Raw genomic sequence first — 18,193 nt, forward strand, 5'->3', positions numbered from 1 at the left:
TATATTATTTAATGAAGGTAACAAAGTACTCTAAAGTTAATATTACATGACATAATTTTTATTACAAATGATTTATTAATTGATTGGTGAAAAAATCAATTACACTTTTTTTATTTAAGTTTTTTATTGCGTAGTTTCTAGCATTATCTGCAATAGCAATTGCATCTGAGTAGTTGTTTTCTGTCCCATTCTAATTGTACAATCAAATCACTAAGGTCCTCTTTTACAGGGATAAAATGCTAATAAGGAATAAGGTGGTCATAGAAATACTCTTGTTTGTTTTTATTTCTATCAACTATAAATAAAGGTCTATTGGTATGGAGTAAAAACTTCAATCTACCACTAAACCCACGGGCACCACAATCTATCAAATATTTGTATTCGATATGATCTTCCAGGCTTAGGTATTTTGTAAAATCATGTATATGCCCTTTTGGAAAAGTTCTTTTCCATTCCATAGGAACAATCTCCATTTTTTCATCATAAAGATTGCCCAATCTTAATAGTTCGTATCTTAGTGGTTGGGTGTTAAGGTTACCTATCCAAAAAAGTTTTTCGACGGAATGTTTTTTGTTTCCTTTATCTATAATTTTTTTTATCGTCTTACTGTAAGTAGTAATACCACATTCTATCCATTTATCAAAAGTGAAATCAGGACATGGAACAACATCACTGGATTTTGTATATCCAAAGGTTAATGTATCATTGATTTTTGACGAGACATCGTTGGTATTAATATAAAAATGAGTTGTTTTTAAAGCTTTTTTATCTTTTATCATATCAAAAGCTTCTTTATAAACAAGGTCATTGTTGAATTACTTCTTGATTCGTATCCAAAATGGTCAATAAAGGATACTTTTTGGTCAGAGTTAATAAAGACTTCAATATATTGATTCATAATTTATATTTATTCTGATGTTCACCATTCTAAGGATGAGGTGATTATACATAGGTTAATTTTAAACTTTAGTTTTGGTCAATATTATTTTATTGCTTTTTAGGAAGTCATGTATTATAGAGAAATCCACATTTACAATCGTTCAAGTCCGTTTGACAACAGATAATAGACCATCATGTTATCCTTAAAGTTGAAAGTGGTTTCCAAAGTGTTTATAAGCTCTTGGTACGTGCGTTTTGACACACCATTACCTTTTATATATGTCTTGACAGCACTATCCCAACTTTTTTCCCATGATTCCGCTGTTTCTATCCATTGGACATCTAAAGCTTTTTCCCTTAAATATCCGCAAATCTCATTTTTATTGGTCTCAAAATTCTCTTGAAGATTCTTTTTGACCTTTTCTAAAGATTCCGAATCATATTTTTGATACGTTTTCTGTAAGAGGGAATCAAAAAAATCGATGGCCTCCTTATTACTAAAACCTACAGAATGGCAAAAAACTGTGAGCAGTTCCAACATGATTTCAATGTTGCATTCCAAGGTCGACTCTTGGTAAGATTGGAATACCTGGATCAAAATCAAGGATATATCCCTCAATAGGATTTCAAAGGTGGCATTCGGTTCAATTGTATCCTCATAGGTAAATGCTCCATAGTGGATGGTATTATTTTTAAAATCTTGGAATAACGACGATTCCCGCAAATTTTTCACCTTGCTAAAGGATGGCCACTTGAAAAAAAAATCCTTAAAAAAGACATTGGCCTTTTCCGCTAAAGCCCTACATTTTTCTTTTTCTGTTCTTAAGACAAGCCTAATATGATCTCCCGATTCATGGCTCAACTTTAAAGAATAGGACCTTATATTTTCTTCTTCCAAAAAGGATTTGACTCCTTCACAAAGTAATATGTGCCACATAGATTTGCCATAGATAAGCGAAATCCCTATTCCGGAAATTACATTTTTATCCATTTACCAGTATTTTCATAAATAATGTTGATTTAAGGTTACATAGCCAAAACTTCCTTTATTTGGGGTTAGCACTTTCCCTTCTAAGTTCTTTTTTGTTTTTATCCTATTGTTTATTTGTGAAAAGAACATGACCAAGTCCATGAACAAGTCATTGTCCCAGACTTTATGGTAGATTTCGTTCCGTCCCTTTTCCGGACTCTGGAACATTCTTCCATTTTCGACCAATACCGTTTGTTTCCCTTGTTTGGGAAAAAGTTTTAAACCCTTATTGTTCCTTGAATATTCACCTGTTGTCCATTCGTCATTTTCCAAACGGTTCCTATATTCACGGGGCATCCCATTCCTTACAATTTCCTGGTTTCTGTTCTCTTTAAAGAGATTGTCTATGGATAATGAATTGTATAGGGCGTTGACTACTATGTTTCCCTTGAAAAAAGTTTGGTCATCCAACAGATACAACAACCCAGTAGTGGCATGGTCAATGTTCTTAAAATATATTTCCTTGATGTGATGGGTATTTGGTTCGTTCTCCAATCGGAGTATATCATCATGCTCCAAAGTTGTTAGGTGAGCCTTATTTATAATCTTCACTTTTCTTCCTAAAAGTTCCAAACGATTTCTCATGTCGTGGTCCTCAAAACCGTACCCTTTCATATTTTCATCGTATCCCTGTAATTTCACAAAGTCACTCTTTGTCATACATATCCTCCCAAAACCACCCTTGTCAGAAGTTAAGATATCGCCCGCCATATAAACATTGGCATTTTCAAGAAAGGACGTATTGATGTATTCCGCAAAACCGCGCCCAATAAAGTTATCTGCATCGACATTACAGACAATATCCCCGGACGCATTTTTGTGGGCTACATTTTTTGAGTGACTCATCAAAAAATATTTGGGTTTTCTTGTCCATATATATTTCAATACCCCAGAGTCCATATAATCTTTCATTTCCCTCCTGATCCATTCATCCATCCCATCTTTTGAATTATAATTGAGCACAACAAATTCAACATTTCCGTACGACAGGTTATCTTCGATGTTTTTTGGAAGGGTCTGTTTCAAAAAACTCAGTCGGTTCATACATACTGTACAGAAGGATATTTTATATTTTTCTGTTTTTAGGCTTTTCATTGGATTTTTTTAATATTTGAACACATCTTTGAACTTATAAAAGATACGTTCTGCTACACTCAGGTTTTCGGTGATGATCTCTGCATTGCCCAGAAGCTCCTGTTCAAAAGGGAGCCTTCTGTTGTAGGATGTTGTAGTGCCATGGGGAAGGGAAATATAAATGAAGTAATTTCCTTCCGAGTTTGGAGAAACCGATATGTTCTCCACTCTGCCAATCAACATACCATATTGTTGGTATGGGAAATTATCCAGTTTTACCAAGACTTTTTGCCCCTGGACCACCTTGCCCGCATTCTGTGAGGGAAGTACCAGTTTGCCCACCAATTTATCCGTATCTGTTGGGAGGATGGAAAAGACCACTTCGCCCGAACCAATGTACTGGTTTTCGCCCCAAAACTCTTGAAAGCCCACTACACCTTCTATGGATGAGGACAACACATAATTGTGCTCCCATTCCCTGACGGCCTTTTTGAGGGCATTGAATGTTTGTGACAGATTTGCCAAAAGTCTCGTATCATCCTCCTGCTTGTTGATTTTAGTTGTCTTAAGGGTCTGTCCCGCAGAGGCAATGGCCTCCCGCATCTGCGAAATGGAAATGGCCATGGCACTAAGGTTCTTCTCCATTTGGAGGAATTCCTGTTTTTTGGATTCAAATTCCTGTTGGGAAATGACCCCTTTTTCAGATAATTGCCTATAACGCTCGTAGTCCCTTTTCTCCAGTTCGTATTCCTGTTCCAACACCTTTTTTTGGTCCATTTGGCTTTTAAGCCTCTGTTTTATTTCTTCCAGGGTTTGACGGTTGCCGGACAATTGGGTGGTATAGGGATCCAAATCCTTCAATAAATGGTAATCCACATAGCTTTTCTCAAAATTGATATAGGCTGTCTCAATATCCCCCAGGACAAATTGGGAAGCGGAGTCGATGGGAAACAAAAGGCCTTGGGAACTTTGCTGTACGGTATCCAAAATGGATTTCAGTTTGTATACGTCTTCCACGTTGGCAGTATTTCTCAGTACCGCCAAACGTTGGTCCACTGCCACGGTATCCCCATTCTCTATATAGATTTTCTGCAAAGCTCCTGAGTATCGTGCCACGATTTGCTCTGTCGGCCTTTCAGTGGTCACGATGACCTTGGCAGTGACAAAATCTGGGTATTTGATCATGAAGGAGAGTGCCAAAATTATGACAGTGAACATGAATATGAGTGTAATGCCCCAGCGTACGATCCACGCAGGGGGATTGGTCAGTATCTCCTGTACTTCCTCTGACCGTAGGTTCAACTTTTCTACGTTCGAATTTGGCTCCTCTGCATTTGAGTTTGGCATCTTTGGTATCCTCATCATGCATTTAATTTTTCAAGTTCCAATTGGTTGCTCACCAAATTATAGTATGCCCCGTTGAGTTCCAATAGCTCTTGGTGGGTCCCCGATTCCTTTATCCTACCCTCGTCCATTACTACAATCTGGTCGGCATGTTTTACCGTGCTCAGTCTATGTGCTATTATGATGACCGTCCTGTCCTTAAAAAACTTATCCAGATTCTCCATGATGATCCGTTCATTTTTGGCATCGAGGGCAGAGGTGGCCTCGTCAAAACACAGTATCTGGGGATCCTTATAAACGGCACGGGCTATAAAGAGCCGTTGTTTCTGTCCTGTGCTTACCCCAACCCCCTCGTTCCCGATCTTGGTGTTGAACCCCAAGGGAAGGGATTGGATAAAATCATGGATGTTGGCAATCTTTGTGGCTTTAATTAATCGTTCCTGGTCTATGGTGTCCTCGCCCACGGCAATGTTGTAGGCAATGGTGTCGTTGAACACATATCCCTCTTGCATTACGGCCCCACAATGGTCCCGCCAGGCCTTATGTGATATACTTCCAAGATAGTGTTCCCCGTATTGGACGTTCCCTTTGTCGGGATCATAAAATTTCAACAATAGCTTCATCAAAGTGGTCTTGCCGCTGCCACTGGCGCCCACTATAGCGGTCACTTTATTGGCAGGAATCATCATGTCCAAATCTTTGATGACATTCTCGTCACTGCCCAGATAACGAAAGGACACTTTTTTAAGTTTTATGTCCTGGCCGGGCTTGATCTTCTTTATCAGTTGCTTTTCCCTGTTTTCCTCGTCGTCCTTTTCGTGGATCTCGGCCAAACGCTCCATACTGATCTTCGCATCCTGATAGGAGCGGATAAAGCCCACCATTTGTCCGATAGGGGAATTGAGCTGCCCTATGATGTACTGTATGGAGAGCATCATCCCCAGGGTGATGTTCCCCTCGATGACCAGCACGGCCGAGGTAAAGGTGATGATGATGTTCTTGAGCTCGTTGATGACCGAGGAGCCCACCCCTTGGGTCTGTTCCAGTTTCAGGCTCTGGATGGACACCCTGAACAGACGTGCCTGGACAAACTCCCATTTCCAGCGCTTTTGCTTTTCCGCATTGTGCATCTTTATTTCCTGCATGCCGTTGACGAGCTCTATGACCGTGCTCTGCTCCTGGCTCAATTGGGAGAACCGTTTGTAATCCAGTTCCTTACGTCTTTTGAGGAAGTACATGATCCAAAGGATGTACAGGATACTGCCCACGGCAAATATGCCAAAAATGGTAGGACTGTAATAAATAAGCACGGCCCCGAACACCACCAAGTTGAACATGGAGAACAGGGTACTCAATGTGGAACCGGTCAAAAGGTTCTCTATACGGCTGTGGTCATTGATGCGCTGCATGATGTCCCCCGTCATGCGGGTATCAAAATAGGCAATGGGCAGGGCCATGAGCTTGATAAAGAAATCCGAGACCAGGGAAATATTGATACGGGTGCTCAAATGCAACAGGATCCAGCTCCGGAAGATATCGACACTGGTACGCCCCAAAAAGAGCATCACCTGGGCGGCCAGGACCACATAGATAAAGTTGATGTCCCGGTTTTGGATGCCCACATCCACAATGCTCTGGGTGAGGAAAGGGAAGATGAGCTGCAATAAGCTACCCACAAGCAATCCAATGCACAATTGGACCAGCAGCCCTTTGTACTTGAACAGGTATTGGAACAAGAAACGCAACGATTTTTTGTCCGTGTCCTCCCAATGTAGTTTTTTAAACTTTGGAGTGACCTCCAATAACAGGACAATGCCCTCTTTGGTATGCTCCGTGGCATTGTTGCCAATCCAGCGGGGCATAAACTCTTCTTTGCTGTATGTTATAAGCCCATACGAGGGGTCTGAAATATAGACCACGTCTTTTTTTATGGCATAGACAACCACAAAATGGTTCTTGTTCCAATGGACGATGCAGGGCAGGGGGACATCCTCCAACTGCCCAAAATCAAGCTTTGCCCCAATGGTCTTAAACCCGATGGCCTCGGCCGCATCGCTAAGTTTTAGCAGATTGCTGCCGGCCCTGGTCGTCTCTGAAAGCTCCCTGATCTCTTGCAACGAAATCAGTTTGCCATAATGTTTGGCAACAATACGCAAACAAGTGGGGCCACAGTCCTTGGAATCGGGTTGTTTATAAAATGGGAAGGACGTTTTCAAATTATCTTCGATTTAATGAGTTGTTTCGAACTAACAGGATTAAATAACATTCAATCTAAGAACATATCTAAATCTCGCTCTAATTCACTAAAACCTTTTTTAAAATTATTAGCAGCAAGGTAACGCCCCTCAATTACCCCTTTTTCATCTATTAAAATAAGAGCTGGAATAGGTTTGATGTTATAGAGTTCACTTATAGGTATTTGATTGTCCCATGAATTGACATGATGCCAAATATCTACACCCTCCCTTTTTATTGCTTCTTTCCATGCCTTTTTATTTTCATCAATTGAAACCCCTATAATTTGAAAACCCTTACAATTATATTTTTTATATAATCTTATTAAATCAGGATGATTCTCAAGGCATGGGGCGCACCATGATGCCCAAAAATCTAATAGGACAAATTCATCCTTGAAATTTTCCAAGCTTATTTCATTACCATAAACATCCCTTAATTTAAAACTTAACGCTTTACTATTAACTGCAGCCCCCCTTGCCAATTCAATTTTTTTTTCAAATTGTTTCCCGAATAAACTACTTTTTATTTCGGGTTTAAAATTTTTGTAATATTGTTCAAGTGTGTCAATTGGCAACTTTTTAGAATAAAATTTAAGCCAGTAAGGATTTAAATATGATTGAGGATTATTTCTCAAATAATTTAATCGTACATTCATCATCCTTTTTTGCCTGTTTTCCCATTCAATGCTTAGATATACGATTGATTCATCTATTGATTCAATCTTATCTGGATTATTTATTTTCTTTTCTAATAATTCATTCCATTTTGATTTTATTGAATCTATCTCTAAATGCAAATACTCCAATTGATTTTCTAAATATTCATGCTCCTTCTGTGTTGCGGAACCTATTATTTTCGCGTTTTTAAATTTGTCTTCCGACAAGGAGATATAGTTCTTACCTGGTTCAATAAAAAAAAGGAGTACATTCGGGTCACTCATTCTCTGAGACTTTTTGTTTCCTTCAATACGAGCATATATGGCACCATTTATGAATCCCTTTGAATAAAATTTTCCATTATTTATCGGAATGGTATCAAAAACTGAGATTCCGAGAGTATCTTGATAGATAAAAATCAACTGTTCAGTATTTGTGCCTTTGAACTTACCATAAAGTTGAAACTCTCTATTCTCTTTTTGAGAGCATCCAACAAATATAATATTGAAAATCAAATTAATAACTATTACTAAACCTACTCTCATTAATCCACTATTTAAAATTCATTTTATAAAATGGAACAAAAGATTTGCCCGTTGTGCACTTAAATTATCACTAATTCCTAATTGTCTTGAAAATCTATACCATGAATAAAATGATAACTTTTCATAAATACACAACAGGCAAAATCAACTTAATTTAGAATCAAGTTCCACAACCCCCATCACCGCCTTGGGTAATGTAGCATTTTGGACATTCACCACTGCAATCAGAATCGGACTTGCAATCATCAAAACAACCACTTCCATACCCTCCAAAAACAGTCTTTAACTGTTCCTTTTGGAGCAGTTCGTCAGCTCCAAGATTCAACTTTTTTAAACTTAACTTCTTCATTTTTATATAAAATTTAAAATTAACTTTGCCCTGAACGTTTAGGGACCGTCAAGGTTTCGGTCCATGCTTCGCGAAAGCAATATCGTTCCCTCGGCCAAGGGTTTTCTTGGCCGTTTTTTATCTTCTATATTAAAACATTCTTTAAATCTTCAACGCTATACTCCTTGGGTAGTTCGTGCCCGTTGATGAAAATTGTGGGGGTATGGGTTATCTTTTCAGCATTGCACCATTGGCGCATGGCCTTTATTTTTTCATCCTGCTGCTCAAGCTCCCCATTCATGGGGTATCTTTGGGCAAAAACCCCATAATCCTTACTCTCGGAAAGGTACCAATCGTCAAGTGCCTTTTGGGTCTCTTTTTTATCCTCCTTGGAAGCAATGGCCAAAAAATGCCGTACAGGTTTGGCCTTAAAGTCCTTCTTATCCGCAGTTGCTGTAAAAAGAATCTGTAGGTTTATCTTATTATCTTCAACCAACCCCTCTAATACAGGATGTGCCTTGGCGCATGGGCCACAATAGGGGTTGCACACTTTTATGACATCATATCTTGCACCATCATTTTTTAGTGTTATACCCAATCCTTCAACAGGGGTCTCTATTTTTCGGTTCTTGCCCAAAAGCCCCATCAACACATCGGGATTGTTCTTTATTTTTTTGAGCCCTCTTTTGTAGAGGTTGGTCTCTTTCTCTTTTTCCATCAAAGGCTTGAGCCATTTCCATATAGGGATGGGAATAAACAGTAGTGCTATGAGCAAGGGCAATGAACTCACCTCTACACGGGCCAGATGGAACCCGCCCAAAAAAGCGGTCGTAGCTTCCAGGAGCAGCACTGCCTGTACCACAATGCAGAATTTGCACCACTGCTTAATGACCACTCCTTGATAATAGGCTGATAGGGCCACCACGGGAAGGGCGGCAAAACCCATATAGGCCAAAGGGGTCAAGGATATATTGGAAAAGCCATTGATGAGCAAAAAGAAAAACGTGCCAAAGAAATACGTAAAGCCAATCAACCCCAAACTCAGCTTTCCGTTAAAAACTTTTGCATATTTAGAGTTTAGGACAGAATCACAGTTCACCTTCTTGCCACCAGAGCAGAAACTTTGTAAGGTGGGGTTGTATTTGTCCACCTCGTACCAAAGCAGCATGCCCCCCATGGTAAGCCCAACCAGTTTCAGCAAAGCGTACCCGCCCAACAATAATAGGTCTGTTCCATGTATAAGTGGGGAATTAAAAAAGTTCAAAATTGCCCAGAGCAACAGGAACAAGGCTCCTATCCATTTAAGTGCGGTCATTGTCCTTCTTTCGGACAGTTTCTTTTCGATGCCCGGTTCGCCTGAAAGTTCACTTGTTTCCACCAAAAGGCATATTCCCGACCATCGTTTTAAAAAATCATTCGTGGGAATTGAAACCTGTTTCCCTTTATCATCCAGATAAACCGTTTCCTCCTTAGAATAACGGACCAAAGCATGGAACATTCCACCACTATCGGTTAATTGTACAATACATGGAAGTGGAAGCTCTTTAAGCTTTTCTTTATCTATCTTAACAGCAAGATTCTCAATATTATACTTTGACAAAGTTTCTGAAACAGCCAATAAACTGGGATGTTCGGGATGGGAAAGGATAGTGTCTCCCAGAAATTGGTTGGTATGCTTGATCTTGAGTTGGGCCAATAAATTTCCAGCCGCAAATGTGCAGTTGTCCATATTTTAATTCTTAAAATTAATCACTATAAAAAAGGAAAACAATCAAATATACATATTAAATTCATTTAAATGTTTAAAACACACTAATAAAATACTGAAAAAAAAAATAAAGCTTTTGTAGTCTTAAACTCACAAGAATATTGTTCTTTATAATTCAAGCTAAATATATTTCACAGTGTGTTTCCTTATTGAATTTTTACAGACTTTTGTTTTGACTGACTGTCAAAATGATTAAATTATTAGACTTGAAAATAAAATTTCAATAGCTTAACTTTTTAATGTAGCCATTTGTAAGCTAGTGTAGAGGATTGAGTTACAGGGTATATTGGTATGATGAATTTCGAAAAAAAACTTGAATCGAGGCTAAGATAAACGATGAAAACAATTGATATCAAAGAATCAGTCAATAATATAGTTATTACAGCTTTATTATTGATTGGGTTTAAAATTACAGAGTTTTTAAATCAATTTGTGAATAGGCAGTCTTCTTATTTTTCAAAAATGGGAATGAATAGTAATAGAGTTTATTTCTATACATTCTTTTTACTTGTAATTAGATTATTGGATTCTTTATCAAAAATGATATGTAGGTTTAGATTTTATAAGCTTAGCTACATTTAGCTAATATTTTAGTGAATACATTTGAATTCATAAATATTTTGCTTCAATAGTGATATATTGGCATAATTATAGATATTATTATTCGAAAAAAAAAATGTAATGGTTAGTTCCCGTAATTATTATTGGAATATTACAAGTAATTGCATTTCAAAATGGTTCGCTTAGTTATTATATGGTTGGAATTATGGAATTCTTAGTACTTAGTGTAGGTTCAACTTTTGTTATAAAGTCAATAGAATAAGGATTAGGGAATGTTAATTAATAGTTTAATAAAACGATTTTGAAAACTATTTTTAAACAGAGGGATTTTGAGGATTTTTGGATTATAGTCTATCTTAATCCAAAATAAAATTTCTTCACAGCATGTGCGGATTGTGCTTTAAATAGAAACTACCATGGTCTTGCTAAAATTCAAACAAAAAGAAAAGTATCTAAGGATTTGGACTGTTTTCATTGAGATTTTCAAAGAATTGAAGTGTTTCAACTTAGGCCTGATTTTTGTAATAAAGGACCAAATGCCTTAAGGGGATTTGGTATCACCCACGTTAATAATCATGTTTGGTCATTACTTTATTTAATTGTACTGGAAGATTACCAGTAGAAAAACTTAAATTAACGATCGGCTCTTTACATATTGTACCTTTCATGCGTTTAGAATTTTAATATTTTCATTTAATTTTCTGATAAAGGGTGAAATGGTAATTTATGACTTCAACATACTAAGTGAATAAGATAGGTGCGATATACTATTTACGAAAGGGCAATTCGTTGACACGGTATCCGAAGACGATTTAAGATATGCACTTTGTGCCCTATTTTACTTTTGAGTAGAAACCAAGTACGATTCTCCAAGCAATAAAATTATTGCAATTTCAAGCTTTTTAGCCGGTGATAAGTTGAATCGCTAAAGTAATGTTCCAAAGAAAATTTAATTCTTTATTAATAAAAAGAAACTCTCCAGATGAATCAGAATTATAACGTATAATTTGAACTGTATTTGATATCATGTTCTGATGCCTGTGGGAATGCCGGAAGATGATCTTTCTAAACAGATAAAGGCTATATAAACCATGAATTAAATTTAAATTGTTTTGGAACTTCACAAAACCAACTTTTAGTACAGATATCTACTTTTATGTAAATCAAACTAGAACCTTTGTTTAATCAGAATGTAAGTTATCTTACTTTAAGTTCATAAAAACACCGTCAACAAATCGGTCAACAGTTAAGTTTTTTAGTTTTTAAATTATTGATATATAGTTGATTATGTGGATAGTTTCGAATCCTGCCACCCCGACATTTAAAAGCCACTGATTTCAGTGGCTTTTTTTGTTTTTAACCTTAGCTATGTCTTGGTTAAATATTTTGACTTTACAATGTAGATGCTTTAAAAGTTATAGCGTTACATCATTTACATAACCTAGTCCTACGCTGTATCTATATTTAATTGTTATTTATAGTTACTACTGTTTTGCTACAGCTGAATTACGGGTGTACTTTTCCTCCTTATTATTCATTTTTCTTGTCAATTCATGTTACTTTTAACGGTGTACATGCAACGAATGAAACTAAGTAACTTAAAATATATTACAGCATTTTTAATACTCCTGGGTTGTAGGCAAGAACCTAAACGAAATGCTCCCTCTCAAGATGGCCTGAATTTAAAGCCACAAACAACTAAATTGGTTGTATCTAAACCTCCCAATTTAGAACCACCCGTAGACATGGTCTGGATAAAAGGTGGTACTTTTTATCAAGGAGCTTTACCAGAAGATTCTTTGGCTATGCAGCATGAAAAACCTCGCCATAAAGTAACAGTCAATGGTTTTTATATGGATATGCACGAAGTTACAAACGACCAATTTGCCGAATTTGTAGCGGCCACAAACTACGTTACCGTTGCAGAAAGAGCTATTTCTTGGGATGAGATGAAAAAACAGCTGCCTCCTGAAACGCCCAAACCACATGATTCTATTTTACAACCCGGTTCCTTGGTCTTTAAGAAATCAAAATCTAGCTTACCTAACTTGTACGATTACTCCCAATGGTGGGAATGGAAAATAGGAGCCAACTGGAGGCATCCTAATGGTCCTGGTAGTTCAATTGAAGGAAAGGGGAAATATCCTGTAGTGCAAATAGCTTACGAAGATGCATTGGCCTATTGTGAATGGAAGGGGGGGCGTTTACCAACAGAGGCCGAATGGGAGTATGCGGCGAGAGCGGAAAAAATAAATGACATTTATAGTTGGCCCGGTGGTTTGGAACAATTAAGCAGCCATGCAAATACTTGGGAGGGAGAATTTCCTGTAGAAAATAAGTTGCAAGATGGATATGAGCGTAGGGCACCGGTAAAAAGCTATCCTGCCAATGCTTTTGGTTTGTATGATATGGCTGGCAATGTTTGGGAATGGACTAGCGACTGGTACCATGTAAACTACTATGCTAACGTGTCAGAAATTGAAGAATTAAAAAACCCATCTGGTCCAGAAAAAGCCTATAACCCTAGCAATCCGTATGTTCAGGAAAAGGTAATTAAAGGTGGTTCGTTTTTGTGTAGTGCTAGTTATTGTGCCAGCTATCGCATTAGTGCCCGTATGGCTACAGGTTTAGACTCCGGGGCAGAACACCTGGGCTTTAGAACGGTCTTGAGTGTTGATAAGATAGAAAATAAGTAATACATAGTCTGCTTTTGCAAAAAAAGCATTATTCTCTTAAGGAAATGTTAATAAAAATAGGCCCTTAAAATTATTTATTAATAAAATTCTTACATTTAGTAATAGCATTACCATCTAATAAACAAAAGAATTTAAAATTGTAGTTCGGCATCTTAAAACACATACACCTTATTTTTACTGATTTTTAAACTATAAACTTTTATCAAATGGGGTCTAAACAAGATGGTTTTATGGTAGTGGCAATTGGGGCTTCTGCTGGAGGCTTGCAAGCAATACATACTTTTTTTGATGCAATGCCCGCTAGCCCAGATATGGCTTTTATTGTGGTTCAACATTTGGCCCCCAATTTTAAAAGTCTAATGCCAGAACTTCTGGCTTCGCACACCAAAATGAAAATTTTTGTTGCCGAAGAAAACCAAGAAATTAAACCAAACTGTATATATCTTAATAATAAAGATAACAATCTTGGCATAGAAGATGGTAAATTTACCTTGCTAAAGAAAGCACCAAGGAAGCAATTAAACTTACCCATAGATATCATTTTTAAAATGGTAGCTAATGCGTATAAAGAAAATGCGGTTGGGGTAGTTTTGTCTGGTACCGGCTCAGATGGTTCTAAGGGTATTTATAATTTAAAAGAAGTAGGTGCAACTATCTATGCACAAGACCCTAAATCTGCAGAATTTGATGGCATGCCAAAATCTGCTATACATACCAATTGCGTAGACTTTATATTACCACCCCAAAAAATTGCGGAAAACATATTATGGCTCGCAAATCAAGAAAGAGATTTTCAAACCCTTATAAATCCGCAGAATGCTACGGTCTATGATACCATAATTACTAAGTTATATAAACATAGTGGTATCGATTTTAGTAAATACAAACCCAATACCTTAATAAGGAGGATGAACAAACGAATGAGTTTGTTGCAATTGAACTCACTTGATGTTTACTATCAGTATTTATTAACAAATGAAGAGGAGTTAAAACTTCTGAGCCAAAGTTTTTTAATTGGCGTAACGTCTTTTTTTAGAAATGTAGAGGCGTTCAATAGTTTAAAACTTAGCGTAATTCCAGAGTTATTTGCCAATAGATTACCAGAAGAAACCATAAGAATATGGATACCGGGTTGCTCTATAGGTAAAGAGGTTTATTCCTTGGCTATTTTATTAGATGACTACCTGCAAAGCCAAGAATCTAATTTAAATTTTAAAATTTTTGCAACAGATATAGATAGGTATGCCCTTAAAAAGGCGGGTAATGCCGTTTTTGGTATTAATGATATCTCAGAAATTGGAGAGGAATACCTAACAAAATATTTTATAAAAAAAGGAGACCGTTTTCAAATTATAAAACGCATTAGGGAAAAGATTATTTTTTCTTATCACGATCTTACCAATGACCCTCCTTTTATTCAAATAGACTTGATATCTTGTCGTAATCTATTGATTTATTTAAACAAGGAAACCAAAGAAAAAGTAATTAATGCTTTTGAGTTTTCTTTAAATAAAAATGGTTTTCTGTTCTTGGGAAATAGTGAATCTTTAGCTAAGGCAGAACAAAACTTTACCGTGGTGAACGGTAAACATAAAATTTATAGAATAAAAAAGGGTAGAAATTTACTAGAAAACAACGCATTACAGATTAAGAATAAGACACATTCTAAAATCAACTATTTAAACTTGACCAATAAAGTGGAGCAGAATCATAATTATACCGCTAGAAAAGAAGTGCTGTTTTACAAACATCTAAGTAAGAAACACGCGCCTGTAACCGTTTATGTAAACCAAGATTATGATGTAATCTTTATGTTGGGCGATTTTCAAAAATGGTTCTCACAGAACGATGGAATTTTTAATAATAACCTATTAAACTTGGTAAATCCTGAATTGGCCAGTATAATTAGAAATGGTATACGTAGGGCAAAAACTAGTGATAAGACCATTTCTTATAAAAAGCTATCCTGCGCAGTACCTAGTGGCCAGATACTAACAGATTTATTTGTAGAAAGGGTGCAACTAGAGCCAAATGGAGACTTTTTATACATGCTTCAGTTTGGTGAAAGTATTGGTCAAGAGAATACAGAGGAGGTAGTTTTATCAAATGAAGATATTTCTACTCTTGCGCAACAGCAAATAGATGATTTAGAATATGAATTAAGCGAAAAAAAAGAAGCACTTACCAATATAACTGAGGAGCTAGAGACCAGCAATGAAGAGTTGCAAAGTTCTAATGAAGAGCTAATGTCTTCTAATGAAGAGTTGCAAAGTTCCAATGAAGAACTCCAATCTGTTAATGAAGAATTATATACGGTAAATACAGAGTTTCAAGAAAAGAACAAAGAACTAGAAGAGTTGAACAATGATATGAACAACCTTCTGGATAGTACGGATATTGGTACGCTTTTTTTAGACGAAGCATTAAAAATAAGAAAGTTTACACCAGCCTTAAAAAAGGTATTTAAACTAGAATCTCAAGACATTGGCAGACCAATTTTTAATTTTTCATCTGTTTTTGAAGAAGAGGCACGCCTGCGAATTTTGAACAAATCAAAAGATGCACTAACAACCTTTAATACTTTTGAGGAACAATTATTAGATTCTACTGGTAATTGGTACTTAATAAGGATTTCTCCATTTGTTACTAAAGAAAAAAGAATTTCTGGAGTAGTAATAACTTTTGTAGATATAACGGAGATCAAGAAAGCCGAAGAAGAGCTAAAATTGAAAACCAGAGAACTTACTATTGCGCAAGAGGTTGCTAAATTGGGTAGCTGGACTCTTAATATTGCTACCAACGAGGTGTATTGGTCAGAAGAATTATTTAAAATGTATGGCTTAGATCCTGAAGATGGGGTGCCAGACTATGATGATGAAAATCATAGAAAACTATTTACACCTAAATCTTGGGCAACTCTAGAAAAAGCGGTTAGTACAACTATAGAAACCGGTAAACCCTATACCCTAGAGCTACGTTCTATTAGAAACGATGGTAGTAAAGGTTGGATGTATGCCGTGGGTAGGGTACTAAAAAATGAAGAGGGTAAACCAACGCATTTACAGGGTATTGCGCAAGATATAACAGAGCGTAAACAACTACGTTCTAAATTGCAAAAGGCAGATGAATTTGCTGGTAAAATGACACGGCTTTCCCCTTCTGGCATGTATATATATGATATGGTCAAGGGTTCTAATGTTTTTATGAATGAGGGCTACACCAACATTTTAGGCTACACTCCTGCAGATATAGAAAAACTGTCACCCGATGAATTTTTTAATTTGTTTCATCCAGACGACCAACACCTCATAGAAAAGCATATGGCCAAGGTTTTGGAGGGTAAGCTAGAAAATATTGTTGAGTATCGATTTAAACATAAAAACGGGAAGTGGGTTTGGTGCTATTCTATCGATTCTCCTTTTGAAAAAGACGATGAAGGTAAGGTTACTAGTTTCTTTGGAGTATTTATTGATGTAACGCAAAAGAAAGAAAATGAAGAAAAGCTTAAAAAAGCGCTGGTAGAAGCTAATAGTGCCAACATCTATAAAAATCAGTTTTTGGCCAATATGAGTCATGAAATTAGAACCCCACTCAATGGTTTGGTAGGGTTTTCTAATTTATTAAGAGATCATGATTTAAATGTAAATGATAAGAAGGAATACATTTCTATCATAGAGAATTGTAGCCAGCAATTATTGAGTTTGGTAGATGATATAATTGATTTATCCAAGATAGAAGCAGGTGAATTGGATATGGAATTTATGCCATGTGAGTTAAATCATCTTGTGCGGGAATTGGAGATGACCTTCAATGAAATTAAAAAACAGCAAGAGAAAGACAATCTTGAAATAAAAACTTTTGTACCCAATCCAAATGTTCCCCTAAATATTAAAACAGATCCCAATAGATTAAAACAAGTATTAATTAATTTAGTTAACAACGCCATTAAATTTACAGATAGTGGAAGCGTGACATTCGGTTACGCGATTAAAGGTGATTGGGTTGAATTTAAAATTAAAGATACCGGTATAGGCATTGCAGAAGAAAATTTAAAACTGATTTTTGAACGTTTTGAAAGGATTGGATTCGAAAATAACGACAAGTACTCTGGTAAGGGGCTGGGCTTATCTATCTCTAAGGGTATTATTGGTCTTTTAGGTGGAGATATAGATGTTTCCTCAAAATTAGGGGTAGGAAGTGAGTTTACATTTACTATTCCGTTTACCTTGGTAGAAACGGTTAAACCAATGGAAAACAAATCTTCCGCAAAACAGATTAATAAGCTATTTAATGACCAGAAGATTTTAGTTGCAGATGATAATCGTATCAATAGACATTACTTAAAAACACTGCTTAAGCGAACTAATTTGTTAGTAGATTATGCAGAAAATGGCGAAGAAGCGGTAAGCATGTTTAGGCAAAAACCAGATTATGATATTGTTTTAATGGATATTAGAATGCCAGTGATGGATGGTTTTGAGGCTAAGGAAGAAATTGTAAAAATTAATCCCAATGCCAAAGTAATTGCGCAAACCGCACATGCCATGTCCAATGATCGCGAACAGTGCTTAAGTAGAGGGTTTGTAGATTACATAGCAAAACCATTGGGAAAAGAAGATTTGTTCGAGGTTATAGCTAAGTGGATTTAAGAATTTATAACTATTGCCTCTGCATACAGTTGGCTTGGCCAGGCTACTAAATCTTTCTGTATCAACTTAGAAACACTATCCTGAAGTTGAATAAGGTTATTTTTTAACTTTTTAGCTATTGGTTGTGGGGTTTCTGTGTCAATAAGGACGTGCCCATTCTTGATTTGCAAAGTTATCAGGGATTTGTAGTCTAGAAAGTGCTCTGCGTTCTTAATTAATATAAGGGTAACTTCAAGATTAAGTGCATATTCAATATTTAAACGAGAATAGTCGTCTAGTTTTAATTCGCTCGAATCCCAAATTATTTTCATACCCATTTATTTGTTGTAAAATTACAATTTTAAAACATAAAATTTACGTAAAATTTACATTGAAGTGTAGTTAACTTTAACGCTTAATTGAGAATTAGTTTTAGGGCCCTTGAG

11 protein-coding genes are annotated in these 18,193 nt (G+C 36.4%); 2 read left to right on the forward strand and 9 right to left on the reverse strand.

What is annotated here, in order from left to right; genetic code table 11:
- Positions 1–239 precede the first annotated feature (239 nt).
- The 8 genes from BUL40_RS09330 to BUL40_RS09365 all read right to left on the reverse strand — a co-directional run bounded on the left by BUL40_RS09330 (position 240) and on the right by BUL40_RS09365 (position 9,823).
- Complete coding sequence (locus BUL40_RS09330; protein WP_080319034.1) at positions 240–779, reverse strand: glycosyl transferase family 90; 540 nt, start codon at positions 777–779, stop codon at positions 240–242.
- 251 nt (positions 780–1,030) lie between these two features.
- The gene (locus tag BUL40_RS09335; protein WP_080319035.1) at positions 1,031–1,870 is read right to left on the reverse strand and encodes a lantibiotic dehydratase C-terminal domain-containing protein; all 840 of its coding nucleotides are present in this window, start codon (positions 1,868–1,870) and stop codon (positions 1,031–1,033) included.
- Between the two features lie 12 nt (positions 1,871–1,882).
- On the reverse strand, positions 1,883–3,004 hold the full coding sequence (locus BUL40_RS09340; protein ID WP_080319036.1) for a glycosyltransferase family A protein: 1,122 nt from the start codon (positions 3,002–3,004) through the stop codon (positions 1,883–1,885).
- Between the two features lie 9 nt (positions 3,005–3,013).
- Positions 3,014–4,348, reverse strand: a complete 1,335-nt coding sequence (locus tag BUL40_RS09345) for an HlyD family secretion protein (protein WP_217983358.1) — start codon at positions 4,346–4,348, stop codon at positions 3,014–3,016.
- Complete coding sequence (locus BUL40_RS09350) at positions 4,345–6,543, reverse strand: peptidase domain-containing ABC transporter (RefSeq protein ID WP_080319037.1); 2,199 nt, start codon at positions 6,541–6,543, stop codon at positions 4,345–4,347. The genes BUL40_RS09345 and BUL40_RS09350 overlap by 4 nt, the downstream gene beginning before the upstream one ends.
- 50 nt (positions 6,544–6,593) lie before the next feature.
- Positions 6,594–7,766, reverse strand: a complete 1,173-nt coding sequence (locus BUL40_RS09355) for a TlpA disulfide reductase family protein (RefSeq protein ID WP_080319038.1) — start codon at positions 7,764–7,766, stop codon at positions 6,594–6,596.
- Positions 7,767–7,926: 160 nt separating this feature from the next.
- Entirely contained in the window at positions 7,927–8,115 is a 189-nt protein-coding gene (locus BUL40_RS09360) for a hypothetical protein (protein WP_080319039.1), read from the reverse strand.
- 124 nt (positions 8,116–8,239) lie between these two features.
- Positions 8,240–9,823: a vitamin K epoxide reductase family protein gene (locus tag BUL40_RS09365; RefSeq protein ID WP_080319040.1), complete on the reverse strand. Its 1,584-nt coding sequence runs from the start codon at positions 9,821–9,823 to the stop codon at positions 8,240–8,242.
- A 2,183-nt stretch (positions 9,824–12,006) separates the two neighbouring features.
- Between BUL40_RS09365 and BUL40_RS09370 the strand changes: the two genes are divergently transcribed.
- Both BUL40_RS09370 and BUL40_RS09375 read left to right on the forward strand, forming a co-directional pair.
- Positions 12,007–13,119: a formylglycine-generating enzyme family protein gene (locus BUL40_RS09370; RefSeq protein ID WP_080319128.1), complete on the forward strand. Its 1,113-nt coding sequence runs from the start codon at positions 12,007–12,009 to the stop codon at positions 13,117–13,119.
- A 206-nt stretch (positions 13,120–13,325) separates the two neighbouring features.
- Positions 13,326–17,768: a chemotaxis protein CheB gene (locus tag BUL40_RS09375; protein WP_080319041.1), complete on the forward strand. Its 4,443-nt coding sequence runs from the start codon at positions 13,326–13,328 to the stop codon at positions 17,766–17,768.
- Here the strand turns inward: BUL40_RS09375 and BUL40_RS09380 are convergent.
- Positions 17,765–18,079, reverse strand: a complete 315-nt coding sequence (locus tag BUL40_RS09380; protein ID WP_141239653.1) for a hypothetical protein — start codon at positions 18,077–18,079, stop codon at positions 17,765–17,767. The genes BUL40_RS09375 and BUL40_RS09380 overlap by 4 nt on opposite strands.
- Positions 18,080–18,193: the final 114 nt, after the last annotated feature.

This window comes from Croceivirga radicis, from assembly GCF_002072105.2.
Classification (GTDB): Bacteria; Bacteroidota; Bacteroidia; order Flavobacteriales; family Flavobacteriaceae; genus Croceivirga; species Croceivirga radicis.